Annotated in this window: 13 protein-coding genes; 7 read left to right on the top strand and 6 right to left on the bottom strand. The window is 65.2% G+C overall.

The annotated features are described in order from the left end of the window. Positions 1-19 precede the first annotated feature (19 nt). The 4 genes from glcE (at position 20) to proC (ending at position 4,070) form a co-directional block, all read left to right on the top strand. Entirely contained in the window at positions 20-1,108 is a 1,089-nt protein-coding gene (glcE, locus tag AB4Y43_RS06130; protein ID WP_368727235.1) for a glycolate oxidase subunit GlcE, read from the top strand. A gap of 18 nt (positions 1,109-1,126) precedes the next feature. Next, positions 1,127-2,356 carry a glycolate oxidase subunit GlcF gene (gene glcF / locus AB4Y43_RS06125; RefSeq protein ID WP_368727234.1) on the top strand — a complete coding sequence of 410 codons (1,230 nt, stop codon included), beginning with the start codon at positions 1,127-1,129 and terminating at the stop codon, positions 2,354-2,356. A 177-nt stretch (positions 2,357-2,533) separates the two neighbouring features. Further along, on the top strand, positions 2,534-3,232 hold the full coding sequence (locus AB4Y43_RS06120) for a YggS family pyridoxal phosphate-dependent enzyme (RefSeq protein WP_368606755.1): 699 nt from the start codon (positions 2,534-2,536) through the stop codon (positions 3,230-3,232). A gap of 22 nt (positions 3,233-3,254) precedes the next feature. Next, on the top strand, positions 3,255-4,070 hold the full coding sequence (proC, locus tag AB4Y43_RS06115) for a pyrroline-5-carboxylate reductase (protein ID WP_368727233.1): 816 nt from the start codon (positions 3,255-3,257) through the stop codon (positions 4,068-4,070). Between the two features lie 72 nt (positions 4,071-4,142). Here proC and ubiA read toward each other — a convergent pair whose 3' ends face one another. The 6 genes from ubiA to recG all read right to left on the bottom strand — a co-directional run bounded on the left by ubiA (position 4,143) and on the right by recG (position 11,341). Continuing rightward, entirely contained in the window at positions 4,143-5,006 is an 864-nt protein-coding gene (gene ubiA, locus AB4Y43_RS06110; RefSeq protein ID WP_324149246.1) for a 4-hydroxybenzoate octaprenyltransferase, read from the bottom strand. Between the two features lie 158 nt (positions 5,007-5,164). Further along, complete coding sequence (locus AB4Y43_RS06105) at positions 5,165-5,653, bottom strand: Dps family protein (protein ID WP_042262475.1); 489 nt, start codon at positions 5,651-5,653, stop codon at positions 5,165-5,167. Positions 5,654-5,823: 170 nt separating this feature from the next. Beyond that, on the bottom strand, positions 5,824-6,000 hold the full coding sequence (locus AB4Y43_RS06100; RefSeq protein ID WP_368606757.1) for a hypothetical protein: 177 nt from the start codon (positions 5,998-6,000) through the stop codon (positions 5,824-5,826). Between the two features lie 88 nt (positions 6,001-6,088). Then, positions 6,089-7,528, bottom strand: coding sequence for a catalase (locus tag AB4Y43_RS06095; RefSeq protein ID WP_368727232.1), 1,440 nt, complete (start codon positions 7,526-7,528; stop codon positions 6,089-6,091). Positions 7,529-7,915: 387 nt separating this feature from the next. Continuing rightward, positions 7,916-8,875, bottom strand: a complete 960-nt coding sequence (locus tag AB4Y43_RS06090) for a hydrogen peroxide-inducible genes activator (protein WP_069268466.1) — start codon at positions 8,873-8,875, stop codon at positions 7,916-7,918. A gap of 174 nt (positions 8,876-9,049) precedes the next feature. Then, positions 9,050-11,341, bottom strand: a complete 2,292-nt coding sequence (recG, locus tag AB4Y43_RS06085; RefSeq protein WP_368727231.1) for an ATP-dependent DNA helicase RecG — start codon at positions 11,339-11,341, stop codon at positions 9,050-9,052. 237 nt (positions 11,342-11,578) lie between these two features. Between recG and queA the strand changes: the two genes are divergently transcribed. From queA to yajC, 3 genes are all read left to right on the top strand, one after another. Continuing rightward, positions 11,579-12,652 carry a tRNA preQ1(34) S-adenosylmethionine ribosyltransferase-isomerase QueA gene (queA, locus tag AB4Y43_RS06080; protein WP_368727230.1) on the top strand — a complete coding sequence of 358 codons (1,074 nt, stop codon included), beginning with the start codon at positions 11,579-11,581 and terminating at the stop codon, positions 12,650-12,652. 98 nt (positions 12,653-12,750) lie between these two features. Further along, positions 12,751-13,950 carry a tRNA guanosine(34) transglycosylase Tgt gene (gene tgt / locus AB4Y43_RS06075; RefSeq protein WP_368727229.1) on the top strand — a complete coding sequence of 400 codons (1,200 nt, stop codon included), beginning with the start codon at positions 12,751-12,753 and terminating at the stop codon, positions 13,948-13,950. A gap of 233 nt (positions 13,951-14,183) precedes the next feature. Next, a complete protein-coding gene (gene yajC / locus AB4Y43_RS06070) occupies positions 14,184-14,513 on the top strand; it encodes a preprotein translocase subunit YajC (RefSeq protein WP_042262488.1) in 330 nt (109 codons plus the stop codon). Positions 14,514-14,680: the final 167 nt, after the last annotated feature.

Raw genomic sequence — 14,680 nt, 5'->3', positions numbered from 1 at the left:
CGAGCGCGACCATCACGACATGGAAGAGGACGACATCGTCTCGGACTGGTCCGAACGCATCCGGGCGGCGAGCGCCGATGGCCGGGCGCTGCGCATTCGCGGCGGGGGCACGAAGGACTGGTACGGCCAGTCGCTCGAAGGCGAGATTCTCGACACGCGCGCACACCGCGGCATCATCGCGTACGACCCGGCAGAACTGGTGATCACGGCGCGCGCCGGCACACCGCTTGCGGACATTGAAACGGCGCTTGCGGCCCACAGCCAGATGCTCGCGTTCGAGCCGCCGCACTTTGGCGCGCAGGCAACCCTGGGCGGCTGCATTGCCGCAGGCATTGCCGGGCCGCGGCGGGCGAGCGCGGGCGCACCGCGCGACTTCGTACTGGGCGCGGTGCTCATGAACGGCCACGGCGAGGTGCTGCATTTCGGCGGCCAGGTCGTGAAGAACGTGGCGGGCTACGACGTTTCGCGGCTCATGGCGGGCTCGCTCGGCACGCTCGGGCTGCTGCTGGAGCTTTCGGTGAAGGTGCTGCCGACGCCGCAAGCGGAAACCACGCTCAAGTTCGACATGAACGGCACGGACGCCGTGCGCAAGCTCAACGAATGGGGCGGCCGCCCGCTGCCGATGACGGCGAGCGCCTGGCGCAACGGCACGCTCGCGGTACGCCTCGCGGGCGCGGAAGCCGCGGTGAAGACGGCCCGCGCGAGCCTGGGCGGCGAAGTGGTGGACGCCGTGGAAGCCGAACGCTTCTGGGCGGGCCTGCGCGAGCAGACCGATCCGTTCTTTGCGTCGATTGCGCCCAACGCGGCGCTCTGGCGCCTCGCGCTGCCCTCGATCGCGGAGCCCCTGCAATTGCCCGGCGCGCAACTCATGGAATGGGGCGGCGCGCAGCGCTGGTGGATCACGGAAACCGACGCACAAACCGTGCGTATCAGCGCGAAGCAAGCCGGCGGTCACGCCACGATGTTCCGCACGGGACGCGACTACGATCGCAGCGCGGGCGTCTTCACGCCTTTGCCCGCGCCGCTCATGAGGATCCATCGCGGCCTGAAGGCCGCCTTCGACCCGGCCCGCATGTTCAATCGCGGCCGGCTGTATTCCGACTTCTGACGACACCCACACGCGGCGATGCAGACGAACCTCGCGGACTTCATACGCAACACCCCCGACGGCGACGAAGCCGACGCGATCCTGCGCAAGTGCGTGCATTGCGGCTTCTGCACCGCGACCTGCCCGACCTATCAGTTGCTCGGCGACGAACTGGACGGCCCGCGCGGGCGCATCTATCTCATGAAGCAGATGGTGGAAGGCGCGCCGGTCACGAAGAGCACGCTCACGCACCTCGACCGCTGCCTCACATGCCGCAGTTGCGAGACCACCTGCCCTTCCGGCGTGCAGTACGGACGCCTCGTGGAAGTGGGCCGCAAGCATGCCGAACAGATGGTGAAGCGGCCGCTGCGCCAGCGCATCATGCGCCGCCTGCTCGCGGGCGTGCTGCCGCGCCGCGCCCTCTTCACGCCGGCGATGCGCCTCGGCCAGCAGGTGCGGCCGCTTCTGCCCAAGCGCCTGCGCGACAAGGTGCCCGTGCGCCAGCGCTCGCTCGCCTGGCCCACGGCGAAGCACGCACGCAAGATGCTGATGCTGCAAGGCTGCGTGCAGCCCTCGATGATGCCCAACATCAACATCGCGACCGCGCGCGTGCTGGACGCGCTCGGCATCGAAACCATCGTCGCGCCGCAATCGGGCTGCTGCGGCGCGATCCGCCTGCATATGGGCTACGCCGATGACGCGCTCGACGACGTGCGCGCGAACATCGACGCCTGGTGGCCCTACATCGAGCAAGGCGCGGAAGCGATCGTGATGAACGCCTCGGGCTGCGGTGCGACGGTGAAGGAATACGCGCACCTGCTGCGCGACGATCTGGCCTATGTGGAGAAGGCGCGCCGCGTGGTCGAACTCACCCGCGATCTCTCGGAATTGCTGCCCGCATTCGAGGAACAGCTCGTGGCCAACACGAGGCGCCGTAGCATCAAGACGGTAGCGTGGCATCCTCCCTGCACGCTGCAGCATGGCCAGCAGTTGCGCGGCGGCGTGGAACGGCTGCTCACCGCGCTCGGGCTCGATGTGCGGTTGCCTGCCGACAGCCATCTTTGCTGCGGCTCCGCGGGCACCTATTCAATCATGCAGCCGCGCCTTTCCTACACGCTGCGCAACCAGAAAGTGGACCGGCTGCAGGCGCTGGAGCCGCAATTGATCGTCTCCGCCAACATAGGCTGCATTACGCACCTGCAAAGCGGCACGGCAATTCCGGTCACGCACTGGATTGAGCTGGTCGAACATATGCTGGTGACGAATTGAGTCCATCGGGAACAGAACCAGCGTAACGAGACGCGCGGCGCGCCAACAGTCGGCCATTCGGTATAGCCTTTCCGGCCAGTGTTTCGCGCCGTGCGCAGTCCGTATAATGGCCCTCGTTCTGTTCGTTTTGGATCCAAACAGCGGCGCGCGCCATTTCACGCGCTGGCCTTCAGCCCGATGACCGATCTCTCCCACAATCTCGAAGCTGTCCGCGAGCGCATCGCCGCCGCCGCCCGCAACGCCGGCCGTGACCCGCAAAGCGTGGAGCTGCTCGCGGTTTCGAAAACGTTTCCTGCGCAGGACGTGCGCGCCGCTCACGCTGTCGGCCAGCGCGCGTTCGGCGAAAACTACGTGCAGGAATCCGTGGACAAGATCGAGGCGCTCGCCGACTTGCGCGCGAGCATGGAATGGCATTTCATCGGGCCGCTCCAATCGAACAAGACACGCCCTGTAGCCGAGCGATTCGACTGGGTCCATTCGGTCGATCGTCTGAAGATTGCCGAACGCCTGTCGGCGCAACGTCCCGCCGGCATGGCGCCGCTCAACGTCTGCCTGCAGGTCAACGTGAGCGGCGAAGCCAGCAAGAGCGGCGTCACTCCGCAAGAAGCGCGGCAGGTCGCGCGCCAGATCGCCGCCCTGCCCAACCTGCGCCTGCGCGGGCTCATGTCGATTCCCGAGCCGGAAACCTCACTCGAGGGGCAACGCGCGCCGCACCGCCAGCTACGCGAGCTGTTCGAAGCGCTACGCGCAGATGGCCTCGCGCTCGACACGCTCTCCATGGGCATGTCGGCCGACCTCGAAGCCGCGGTGCTCGAAGGCGCGACGATCGTGCGCGTCGGCACCGCGATTTTCGGCGCGCGCGACTACTCTCACTGATTCACTGAACGATTCCATCACCATGAAAATTGCCTTCATCGGGGGCGGCAACATGGCCGCCGCACTCATCGGCGGTCTGATCCGCAAGGGCGTTCCCGCCGACAACCTCTACGCGATCGATCCGAACGAGGACGCCCGCAAGCGCAGCGCCGAGCAGTTCGGCGTGCGCACTGGCGCCGCCGCGGACGCCGCGCTCGCGTCGTACGACGCCGTTCTGATCGCCGTGAAGCCGCAAATCGCCAAGGCCGTGGCCGAAGGCATCGCACCGTACCTTGGTGCGCATCAGGTCGTCATCAGCATCATGGCCGGCATTCGCATCGACGATCTCTCCCGCTGGCTGAACGGCCACGCGCGCGTCGTGCGCACGATGCCGAACACGCCCGCGCTGATCGGCATGGGCGCAACCGGTCTCGTCGCGAGCAGCGGCGTGGACGCAGCGGGCCGCCAGCTCGCTTCGGATGTGCTCGGCGCAGTCGGCCAAACGGTCTGGTTCGACGACGAAGCGAAGATCGACGCGGTCACGGGCATTTCGGGCAGCGGGCCGGCCTATGTGTTCTACTTCATCGAAGCGCTCGAAGAAGCGGCGCGCCAACTCGGCATGGACGAACAGCAAGGCCGCGCGCTCGCCATCGCCACGTTCACGGGCGCGGCGCAACTCGCGCTGCAATCGGACGAGCCGCCCGCCGTGCTGCGCGAGCGCGTGACTTCCAAGGGCGGCACGACCGCCGCTGCGCTGGCGTCGTTCGACGCTTCGGGCGTGAAGGCCGCCATCGTCAAGGGCGCGCTCGCGGCCGATGCGCGCGCGAAGGAAATGGGCGAGGAATTCGGCAAGCAGTAAGCGCACCGCAGTCCAGATAGAAAAAGCGCCGGGTGCGTCATGCACCCGGCGCTTTTTTTCGTCGATCTGGCCTCAGAGTCCCGCGACGGCGTAGTGGGCCGCAATCCCGACGAACAGCGCGCCGCCCAGCCAGTTGTTGTGGCGAAACGCGGCGAAGCATGGCATGCGTTCGCGGTTCTTGATGAGGGTGTAGTGATAAATGGCGCAGCCCACGGCGGCCGCCCAGCCGAGCCAGTAGAGCCAGCCGAAGCCCAGCGTCACGCCCACCCACACGTAAATGCCGAGCGTGGCCGCATAGCAGAGCATGATCGCGAGCACGTCGAAGCGGCCGAAAGTGAGCGCCGAGGTGCGAATGCCGATCTTGATGTCGTCGTCGCGATCGACCATCGCGTATTCGGTGTCGTAGGCCACGGACCAGAACACGTTCGCGGCCAGCATGATCCACGCGAGCGCCGGCACGTGGTCCTGCACGGCGGCAAATGCCATGGGAATGCCGAAGCCGAACGCGATGCCCAGATACGCCTGCGGAATCGCGAAAAAGCGCTTGGTGAACGGATACGACGCCGCTACGAACAGCGCCACGACCGAAAGCTGCTTCGTCAGCGCATTGAGCGGCAGGATCAACAGGAACGACACGAGCGCGAGGCCCGCGGCAATCGCCACCGCTTCCCAGGCGCGAATGCGGCCCGACGTGATGGGGCGTTCGGCCGTCCGTTTGACGTGGCGGTCGAAATCGCGGTCGGCGTAGTCGTTGATCGCGCAGCCCGCCGAGCGCATCAGCACGGTGCCGACCGTGAAGATGATCAGCAGCGAGAGGGGCGGATGGCCGTCCGAGGCGATCCACAGCGCGTTGAGCGTCGGCCACAGCAGCAGCAGGCTGCCGATCGGCTTGTCCATGCGGACGAGCCGCAAATAGAGCGGGAGTCGGGCGAACATGATCGGGGCGGGAAAAGCGATGCCGCTATTGTAGGCCAGGGCGGCGCGCCGTCGCCGCGAGCCGCGCCCGCGCAAAAACAAAGGCCCGCCGGACATCCGGCGGGCCTTTCATCGTGCTGATCGCGCTTCAGGCGCAGCGCCCGGGCGCCGCATCGGCATCAGGCCAGCAGCGAGCGCAGCATCCACGCGGTCTTTTCGTGCGTCTGCATGCGTTGCGTAAGCAGGTCGGCGGTCGGTTCGTCGTTGGCCGCTTCCGTCGACGGGAAGATCGCGCGCGCGGTGCGCACCACGGCTTCCTGGCCCTCCACCAGCTGGCGGATCATGTCTTCCGCGGCCGGCACGCCGTCCGCTTCGGGAATCGACGAGAGCTTCGCGAATTCCTTGTAGCTGCCCGGCGCATGCACGCCCAGCGCACGAATACGCTCGGCGATGGCGTCGACAGCCAGTGCGAGTTCGTTGTACTGCCCTTCGAACATCAGGTGGAGCGTGTTGAACATCGGCCCCGTGACGTTCCAGTGGAAGTTGTGCGTCTTCAGATATAGCGTGTAGGTGTCCGCGAGCAGACGCGAGAGACCCTCCGCGATCTTCTTGCGATCCTTGTCGCTGATACCGATATTCACGTGCTGTACGGTTGCTTTTTTGGCCATGACGACTCCTTGTGTAGCAGTGAGACTACGCGTGCTTGACGATCCTGTTGTGCCCGCCTGCGCCTTAAAAAAAGCTGGCGCGCGAGCGCTCGATCGGTCGTCAGTGTAGCCTGGAAATATCAGAAACCCGGCTCATCCGGCCCTACTGTGCAGCAACGCGCCCGGCTCGTTCAGTGCCCTGCCAGGTGCGCGAAGGCTTGCGTGGCGATCGCCACGAAGCCGCTCGCCACGATCGCAAAGCCCACCATCCGGCGCACGATCTGCGTGCCTTGCGCACGCGTGCGCGCCATCGCGGCCGCATTTCCCGGTCCCATCGTCTTGAGGGTCATCGTCATCGTTCGGGTCATGATCATGCTCCTTTGGTCGTTCCTCGAATTCCTGCTTCAGGCGCGGCTCGCTGTCTTGACGTCGTGACAACAATCCGCGCCTGCGTCCTTACTTCGCCAGCTTCGCGATCGCGTCGATCACGCCTTGCGCATACGCAGGATCGGCGCGGCGGAAGTGTTCGATCTGACGCTCCACGATCTGAGCCGGCACACCGTTGATATGCCGGGCGATGTTCGCGAAAAGCCGCTCGCGCTGGCCCGCATCGAACAGCCGGAACAACGCGCCCGGCTGGCTGTAGTAGTCATCGTCTTCGCGGTGATCGTAGTGATCGACCGCACCGGCCGCGAGCGGCGGCTCGCCCGCCTGCGGACGCTGCGCGAAGTCGCCGAAACGACTCGGTTCATAGTTCACGTTGCCGCCCAGGTTGCCGTCGGTGCGCATCGCGCCGTCGCGATGGAACGAGTGGAACGGGCAGCGCGGCGCATTCACCGGAATCTGGTGATGGTTCACACCGAGGCGATAGCGCTGCGTGTCGCCATACGAGAACAAACGCCCCTGCAGCAAGCGATCCGGCGAGAAGCCGATGCCCGGCACCACGTTCGCCGGCGTGAAAGCGGCCTGCTCGACATCGGAGAAATAGTTCTCCGGATTACGGTTCAGCTCGATCGTGCCCACGTCGATCAGCGGATAGTCCTTGTGCGGCCAGATCTTCGTGATGTCGAACGGGTTGTACGGCACCTTCGCGGCATCGGCCTCGGGCATCACCTGAATGCGGAAATGCCACTTCGGGAAATTGCCCTTTTCGATCTCGTTGAAAAGATCGCGCTGCGCCGATTCGCGGTCCTGAGCAATCACCTGCGCGGCTTCGGCATCGCTGTAGTTCTCCACGCCCTGCGCCGACTTGAAGTGGAACTTCACATAGAAGCGCTCGTTGTTCGCGTTGATGAACGAGAACGTGTGCGAGCCGAAACCGTGCTGCTGGCGATAGTTCTTCGGAATGCCGCGATCGCTCATGAGGATCGTCACCTGATGCAGCGACTCCGGATGACGCGACCAGAAGTCCCACGCGGCCACGTTGTTGCGCATGTTGGTGCGCGGATCGCGCTTTTGCGTGTGGATGAAGTCCGGGAACTTGAGCGGATCGCGAATGAAGAACACCGGCGTGTTGTTGCCGACGATGTCCCAGTTGCCCTCTTCCGTGTAGAACTTGATCGAGAAGCCGCGCACATCGCGCTCGGCGTCGGCCGCGCCGCGCTCGCCCGCCACGGTCGAAAAGCGCATGAAGAGCGGCGTTTCCTTGCCGACTTCGCCGAACACTTTCGCCTTCGTGTAGCGCGAAATATCGTGCGTGACCTTGAGCGTGCCGAACGCGCCCGAGCCCTTCGCGTGCACGCGGCGCTCGGGAATCACTTCGCGGTCGAAGTGCGCGAGCTTTTCGAGAAGCCACACGTCCTGGAGCATCACCGGGCCGCGCGGACCGGCGGTGAGCGAGTTCTGGTTGTCGACGACGGGTGCGCCGGCTGCCGAGGTGAGAGTACGGTCGGTCATGCTGGATTCCTTCCTTGCTTGCGTGTGTGTTCTGGAATTCGGTGAAATGTGCTTCGGGATGGCGCGAGGCCGTCAGGCGGACAGCGCGCGGTCGACGAGCAGCGAGAACCACACGGTGCGAAGGCCAGAATGGGCGCGTGCCGAGGTGCTGGGGGTGTTCGGGGTGGCGGTTTGCATCGCTTCCTCCAGGGGTTTCCGGTTGAGATCGGTTAGAGGAAACTCTATCAACGACTATCGATATCTGTAATTTGATTTATTCAATCTATCAAATAGGCGTTGATTATTAGGGTCGCAAGGAACGTAAGGCTGGGGATGGTCGCGCGGGCGGATGCCGCGCTCGGAAGGAAAACGCGCCGCGCAGCCCGAAAGCGCACGGCGCGATATACGTCAGGCAGCCTCGGCAGGCGCCTCGATCTTCTTCACGCCGGGCAGCTCGCAGGCGTGAATGGCGTCGACGATCGCCTCGATCGCCGGCATGCGCGTGAAGCTCTTGCGCCACGCGAGCACCACGCGGCGGTCCGGCACGGGTTCGTCGAACGGCACGTAGGACAGCAGCCCGGAATCCACGCCGCCCGCGTGCGGCTTCACCTCGGTCACCGACATGCGCGGCAGCACGGTAATGCCCACGCCGCTCGCAACCATATGACGAATGGTCTCCAGAGACGAGCCTTCGAACGTCTTCTGGATGCCGTCGGCGTTCTGCGAGAAGCGCATCAGTTCGGGGCACACGCCCAGCACGTGGTCGCGGAAGCAATGACCGCTACCGAGCAGCAGCATGGTTTCCTGCTTGAGGTCGTCCGGGTCGATCTTCGGGCGCTGTTCCCACGCGTGGCCCGACGGCAGCGCCACGACGAACGGTTCGTCGTAGAGCGGGCGCAGCGTGAGGCCGGTTTCGGGGAACGGCAGCGCCATGATCGCCACGTCGATTTCGCCCTGCTTGAGCAGCTCGATGAGCTTGAGCGTGTAGTTCTCCTGCAGCATCAGCGGCATTTGCGGCACGCGCTTGATCATCTGCTTGACGAGCGTGGGCAGCAGGTAGGGCCCGATCGTATAGATCACGCCAAGGCGCAGCGGCCCCACGAGCGGGTCCTTGCCCTGCTTGGCGATTTCCTTGATCGCGAGCGTCTGTTCGAGCACGCGCTGGGCTTGCGTGACGATCTGCTCACCGATGGGCGTGACGCTCACCTCGCTCGTGCCGCGCTCGAAGATCTGCACGTTCAGTTCGTCTTCGAGTTTCTTGATGGCGACCGAAAGGGTCGGCTGGCTCACGAAGCAGGCTTCCGCGGCCCGTCCGAAGTGGCGCTCTCGAGCTACCGCGACAATGTATTTCAATTCAGTGAGCGTCATTCGGGGACCAATCAAAAAAGGTGAATCAATAGTTTGTAGTTATACACCTATGGCGGTGATTCGCCAATAATCAACACCCCTATGCGGGGCGTGATCATGACAAAAGGGTCAGACGGCGTAGGCGCGCGCAGGTTCCGCGCAATGGACTCGCAGTTGGGCTCGCAGTTGGACTTTTCACGCTTTCAGATACTGCTCGCGGGCGCCGAGCCAGCGATTCAGATGCTGCGTGACGACGAGCGGAAACTCGTGCAGCAGCCGATCGGCCGCGCCGCGCGCAGGCTCGATGAGCCATGCGTCGGTCTCGAGGTTCGCGAAGCGCAGCATTGCCGCGCCAGATTGACGCGCGCCGAGAAATTCGCCGGGGCCGCGGATTTCGAGGTCCTTGCGCGCGATCTCGAAGCCGTCGGTGGTCTCGCGCATGGTTTGCAGGCGCGCGCGGCCCGTGAGCGACAACGGCCCGGTATAGAGCAGCACGCACACCGAAGCGGCGCTGCCCCGCCCCACGCGCCCGCGCAACTGATGCAATTGCGCGAGGCCGAAACGCTCGGCGTGCTCGATCACCATCAGCGACGCATTGGGCACGTCCACGCCCACTTCGATGACCGTCGTCGCCACGAGCAGCTGCACCTCGTTGCGTGAGAACGCATCCATGACGGCGGCCTTGTCCGTGGAAGCGAGGCGGCCGTGCACGAGCCCGACGGTGAGCTCCGGCAGCGCGGCTACCAGCGTTTCGTAAGTCTCGACGGCCGTTTGCAGCTGCAGCGTCTCGCTTTCCTCGATCAGTGGACATACCCAGTACACCTGACGACCCGTGAGCGCCGCTGCGCGCACGCGCGCGATCACTTCCTCGCGGCGCGCGTCGGAAATGAGCTTCGTGAGGATCGGCGTGCGGCCGGGCGGCAGCTCGTCGATGGTGGAGACGTCGAGATCCGCGTAGTAGGTCATGGCTAGCGTGCGCGGGATCGGCGTGGCCGACATCATCAGCTGATGCGGCTGGAACTCACGATGCGTCTCGCCAGGCGCTTTCGCGTTCTGCGCCTTGGCACGCAGCGCGAGCCGCTGCTCGACGCCGAAGCGATGCTGTTCGTCGACGATCACGAGGCCGAGCCGCGCGAATTCCACAGCCTCCTGAATGATCGCGTGTGTGCCGATCACGAGCTGCGCCGTGCCGAGCGCCGCGGCTTCGAGCGCCGCGCGCTTTTCCTTCGCCTTGAGGCTGCCCGCGAGCCACGCCACCTGCACGCCGAGCGGCTCGAGCCAGCCGCGCAGCTTGCGCGCGTGCTGTTCCGCGAGGATTTCGGTGGGCGCCATGAGCGCGGCCTGGTAGCCGGCGTCGATGGCCTGCGCCGCCGCGAGCGCCGCGACCACGGTCTTGCCGCTGCCCACGTCGCCTTGCAGCAGACGCTGCATGGGGTGCGGCTGTTCGAGATCGTGCGCGATTTCCGCCACCACGCGCTCCTGCGCGCCGGTGAGCGTGAACGGCAACGCGCCGCGCAGCCGCGCGAGCAGCGTCTCATCGCTCTTGCGGCCTGCGATGTGGCGAGCCATCGCGGGCGCGGCGCGTGTGCGGCGCTCTTCGTGCGCACGCTTGAGCGACAGTTGCTGCGCGAGCAGTTCCTCGAACTTGATGCGCGTCCACGCGGGATGCGTGCCGTCGATCAGCTCGTGCTCGTCGGCGTTCACGGGCGGGTGGTGCAACGTCTTCACGGCGTCCATCAAGGGCGGCAGATTCAGCGGCTCCATGAATTCTTGCGCCACCGCATCCGGTAGCAGTTCTGGCAGATGCGCACGCGACAGCGCGTTGTCGATCGCCTTGCGCAGATACGCCTGGCTCACGCCCGCCGTGGAGGGATATACCGGCGTAAGCGCCTGCGGCAGCGGCGCGTCGCCCTCTACGACCTTCACCGCCGGATGCACCATCTCCATGCCGAAGAAGCCGCCGCGCACGTCGCCGCGCACGCGCAGGCGCTTGCCGATCGCCATCTGCGTGACCTGCGAGCCGTAGAAGTTCAGGAAGCGCAAATGAAGCTGGTCGCCGTTGTGATCCTCCAGCTTCACGACGAGCTGGCGGCGCGGCCGGTAGGCGATCTCGTTGTCGAACACCACGCCTTCGGTTTGCGCGATGCCGCCCGGCAGCAGTTCGCCGATGGGCGTGAGCGTGGTTTCGTCTTCGTAGCGCATCGGCAGATGCAACACGAGATCGATGTCGCTGCGCAGACCGAGTTTGGCGAGCCGGTCGGCGGTTTTGGTGAGCTTGGGCTTGTCTTTGGCCGCGGCTTTTTCTACGGCTTCTTCCACGGCCTTGTCCGCGGACTTCTTCGCGGCGCGTTTGCGCGCGGGCGCTGCGGCCCCTTGCGTCGCGTCCGCTTGCCGCTTGCGCTCGCCGTCCTCGGGCGTGCGCGCGTCGTCGGGCGCCTCGCTCGCGGAATCGGCTTCGGACATCAATCGGATAACGGATGGGGGCATGGGCAGCTTCGCAAGTACAATATCGGCTTTCCGGTATGGCGCGGCGCGTGCAGCGCGACGGCCTCTGCCATCGGGCACGCCGCGCGCATCGCTATCGCGCACGTCCCGCAATCATAGCCTTTCGTCACGCACGATCGGCCATTGCAGCCGCTTTTTGGGGCACAACCGCTTGACGGTTCGGCTCCATGAAGCCGCCGCACGCCGGGCCTCCGGCGCATTTCCGTTACTTCAGGCCGCATGTTCAAGCTTTCCGATTTCAATTTCGACCTCCCCGAGGAACTGATCGCGCAGAGCGCCCTGCCCGAGCGCAGCGCGAGCCGTCTGCTCGAGGTCGATAACACGACGCAGTTGCCAGGCCAACCTGCGCGTCTGACCGACCGCCGCTTTTCCGACCTGCCCTCGTGCATCGCGCGGGGCGACTTGCTCGTCTTCAACGATACCAAGGTGCTGAAGGCGCGTTTCTTCGGCCAGAAGGCGAGCGGCGGCAAGATCGAGGTGCTCGTGGAGCGCCTGACCGGCGCACGCACGGCGCTCGCGCAGATCCGCGCGAGCAAGAGCCCCGGCCCCGGCACGGTGCTGCGCCTCGCCGATGCGTTCGACGTGACGGTGGGCGAGCGCGTCGATCAGTTCTACACGCTGCACTTTCCGGACGACTGCCTCACGCTGATCGAGCAGCACGGGCGTCTGCCGCTGCCGCCCTACATCACGCACGACGCCGACGCGAGCGACGAAACGCGCTATCAAACGGTGTTCGCGCAGAATCCGGGCGCGGTGGCCGCGCCCACGGCGGGCCTGCACTTCGACGACGCCCTGCTCGCGCAACTCGACGCGCAAGGCGTGGAGCGCGCCACGCTCACGTTGCACGTGGGCGCGGGCACGTTCCAGCCGGTGCGCGTGGAGAACATCGCCGAGCACAAGATGCATAGCGAGTGGTACGAACTGCCGCAATCGCTCGTCGACAAGATCGCGGCCACGCGTGCGCGCGGCGGCCGCGTGATTGCGGTGGGCACGACCTCGATGCGCGCGCTCGAAGCCGCCGCGCGCGCCGCCGCGAACGAGAACCGCGCACTCGCGGCAACGCAGGCGGAAACCGATATCTTCATCACGCCTGGCTACAAATTCCGCGTGGTCGACCGGCTCGTGACGAACTTCCACCTGCCGAAGTCCACGCTCCTGATGCTCGTTTCCGCGTTCGCGGGGATCGAAACGATACGCGCTGCGTATCGTCACGCGATTGCGGAGCGCTATCGCTTCTTCAGTTACGGCGACGCCATGCTGCTGACCCGAACCGACGACGCGCTCGACAAGTAACACTTACGCTTCCCAAGCCTCCGCGCGACACAACCAACGCGCGGCGGCCTTTCACTATCTGCGCCGGACTGTTTTCCGGTGGCACAGGAGTCAACCGCATGACCGACGGTCATCAAAGCAACGCACGCGCCGAACACGGCACGTATCTGGGCGAACGCCCGCAGAACGGCCTCAAATTCGAATTGCTCGGCACTGACGGCCTCGCCCGCCGTGGCCGCGTCACGCTCAATCACGGCGTGGTCGAAACGCCGATCTTCATGCCAGTGGGCACCTACGGCACCGTGAAGGCCACGCAGCCGCGCGAGCTCGAAGAGATGAAGGCGCAGATCATCCTCGGCAACACCTTCCACCTCTGGCTGCGTCCGGGCCTCGAAACGATCGAGGCGCACGGCGGCCTGCATCGCTTCATGGGCTGGAACCGGCCGATCCTCACGGATTCGGGCGGCTTCCAGGTGTTCTCACTCGGCGACCTGCGCAAGATCTCGGAAGACGGCGTGCGCTTCGCCTCGCCCGTGAACGGCGACAAGCTGTTCCTCTCGCCCGAAGTGTCGATGCAGATCCAGAAGGTGCTGAACTCCGATATCGTCATGCAGTTCGACGAGTGCACGCCCTACGCGACCAACGGCGTGCCCACCACGCACAAGGAAGCCGCGGATTCGATGCGCATGTCGATGCGCTGGGCGCAGCGCTCGATCGACGAGTTCAACCGTCTCGGCAATCCGAATGCACTCTTCGGCATCGTGCAGGGCGGCATGTTCGAGGACTTGCGCGACGAATCGCTCGCCGGCCTCTCGCAGATGCCGTTCCACGGCTACGCGATCGGCGGTCTTTCGGTGGGCGAACCGAAGGAAGACATGATGCGCGTGCTCGAACACATCGCGCCGAATCTGCCTGCCGACAAGCCGCACTACCTGATGGGCGTCGGCACCCCGGAAGACCTGGTGGCGGGCGTGGCCTCGGGCGTCGACATGTTCGACTGCGTGATGCCCACGCGCAACGCGCGCAACGGCTGGATCTTCACGCGCTTTGGCGACATCAAGATCCGCAACGCCGTGCACCGCAACTCGCTGCGCCCGCTCGACGAACAATGCGGCTGCTACACCTGCCGCAACTTCACGCGCGGCTACCTGCACCACCTGCACCGCGTGGGCGAGATCCTCGGCGCGCAGCTCAACACGATCCACAATCTGCACTACTACCTGGAGCTGATGAGCGAGATGCGCGCGGCGATCGAGACGAAGACGTTCGCGGCGTTCCGCCAGCGCTTCGCCGAGCAGCGCGCACGCGGCGTGGACTGAGACGGTGTTACCTGCCGGCCGCAAAATATTACAATAACCTTTCGCGACAATGGCGCGGACAAGGCGTGCGGTCCGCTCGCGCCGCCCCGGTTTTCACGCGCATGCATGTCGCGTCGGGGCGGGATCCGCGATAAGCACTTGATCGCAAAGCCAATTTTGCGTCATCGTCGCGATGAATGCCGGTGGTAGAATAACCGGCTCGCTTTTTGATCGTAAAAAACGGAGAGACCAACGTGTCGTTCATTTCCAATGCCTTCGCGCAAGGCAGTGCAGCAGGTGGTGCCGAATCGAGCCTCATGAGCTTCCTGCCGCTCATTCTGATGTTCGCCGTGCTGTACTTCATCATGATCCGTCCGCAGATGAAGCGTCAGAAGGAACATCGCAACATGCTCGCGGCCATGGCCAAGGGCGACGAAGTGATCACGAGCGGCGGCATCGTCGGCAAGGTGACCAAGGTCAGCGAAGCCTACGTCGGCGTCGAAATCGCCGATGGCACGGAAATCACCGTGCAGAAGTCGTCGGTCTCGACCATCCTGCCGAAGGGCACGATCAAGTCGCTGTAAAGCTTCACGGTTTCCCCGAGGCCGTTGCCTCCGAAAGAACGGCCTCGCGCATCCGACCCGCCCTCGCAGCCACTGACCGGCAAACGTCAATGCAGGTACGCCCCGAAGGCAACGCCGGACGCGCACGCAGCGCTTAAGGCCATTCCCCTCCCCCGTTGGGTCAACCA

Origin of the sequence: Paraburkholderia sp. BR10872 (assembly GCF_040965835.1) — a bacterium.
In the GTDB taxonomy this organism is placed as follows: domain Bacteria; phylum Pseudomonadota; class Gammaproteobacteria; order Burkholderiales; family Burkholderiaceae; genus Paraburkholderia; species Paraburkholderia nodosa_A.
The sequence above is the reverse complement of the archived record's forward strand: the minus strand, read 5'-3'. Positions and strand labels throughout refer to the sequence as shown.

Excerpts from the sequence above, each read along its gene's own strand:
- glcE (WP_368727235.1), top strand. The coding sequence starts at position 20 with ATGGAAGAGGACGACATCGTCTCGGACTGGTCCGAACGCATCCGGGCG.
- glcF (WP_368727234.1), top strand. The coding sequence starts at position 1,127 with ATGCAGACGAACCTCGCGGACTTCATACGCAACACCCCCGACGGCGAC.
- AB4Y43_RS06120 (WP_368606755.1), top strand. The coding sequence starts at position 2,534 with ATGACCGATCTCTCCCACAATCTCGAAGCTGTCCGCGAGCGCATCGCC.
- proC (WP_368727233.1), top strand. The coding sequence starts at position 3,255 with ATGAAAATTGCCTTCATCGGGGGCGGCAACATGGCCGCCGCACTCATC.
- ubiA (WP_324149246.1), bottom strand. The coding sequence starts at position 5,006 with ATGTTCGCCCGACTCCCGCTCTATTTGCGGCTCGTCCGCATGGACAAG.
- AB4Y43_RS06105 (WP_042262475.1), bottom strand. The coding sequence starts at position 5,653 with ATGGCCAAAAAAGCAACCGTACAGCACGTGAATATCGGTATCAGCGAC.
- AB4Y43_RS06100 (WP_368606757.1), bottom strand. The coding sequence starts at position 6,000 with ATGACCCGAACGATGACGATGACCCTCAAGACGATGGGACCGGGAAAT.
- AB4Y43_RS06095 (WP_368727232.1), bottom strand. The coding sequence starts at position 7,528 with ATGACCGACCGTACTCTCACCTCGGCAGCCGGCGCACCCGTCGTCGAC.
- AB4Y43_RS06090 (WP_069268466.1), bottom strand. The coding sequence starts at position 8,875 with ATGACGCTCACTGAATTGAAATACATTGTCGCGGTAGCTCGAGAGCGC.
- recG (WP_368727231.1), bottom strand. The coding sequence starts at position 11,341 with ATGCCCCCATCCGTTATCCGATTGATGTCCGAAGCCGATTCCGCGAGC.
- queA (WP_368727230.1), top strand. The coding sequence starts at position 11,579 with ATGTTCAAGCTTTCCGATTTCAATTTCGACCTCCCCGAGGAACTGATC.
- tgt (WP_368727229.1), top strand. The coding sequence starts at position 12,751 with ATGACCGACGGTCATCAAAGCAACGCACGCGCCGAACACGGCACGTAT.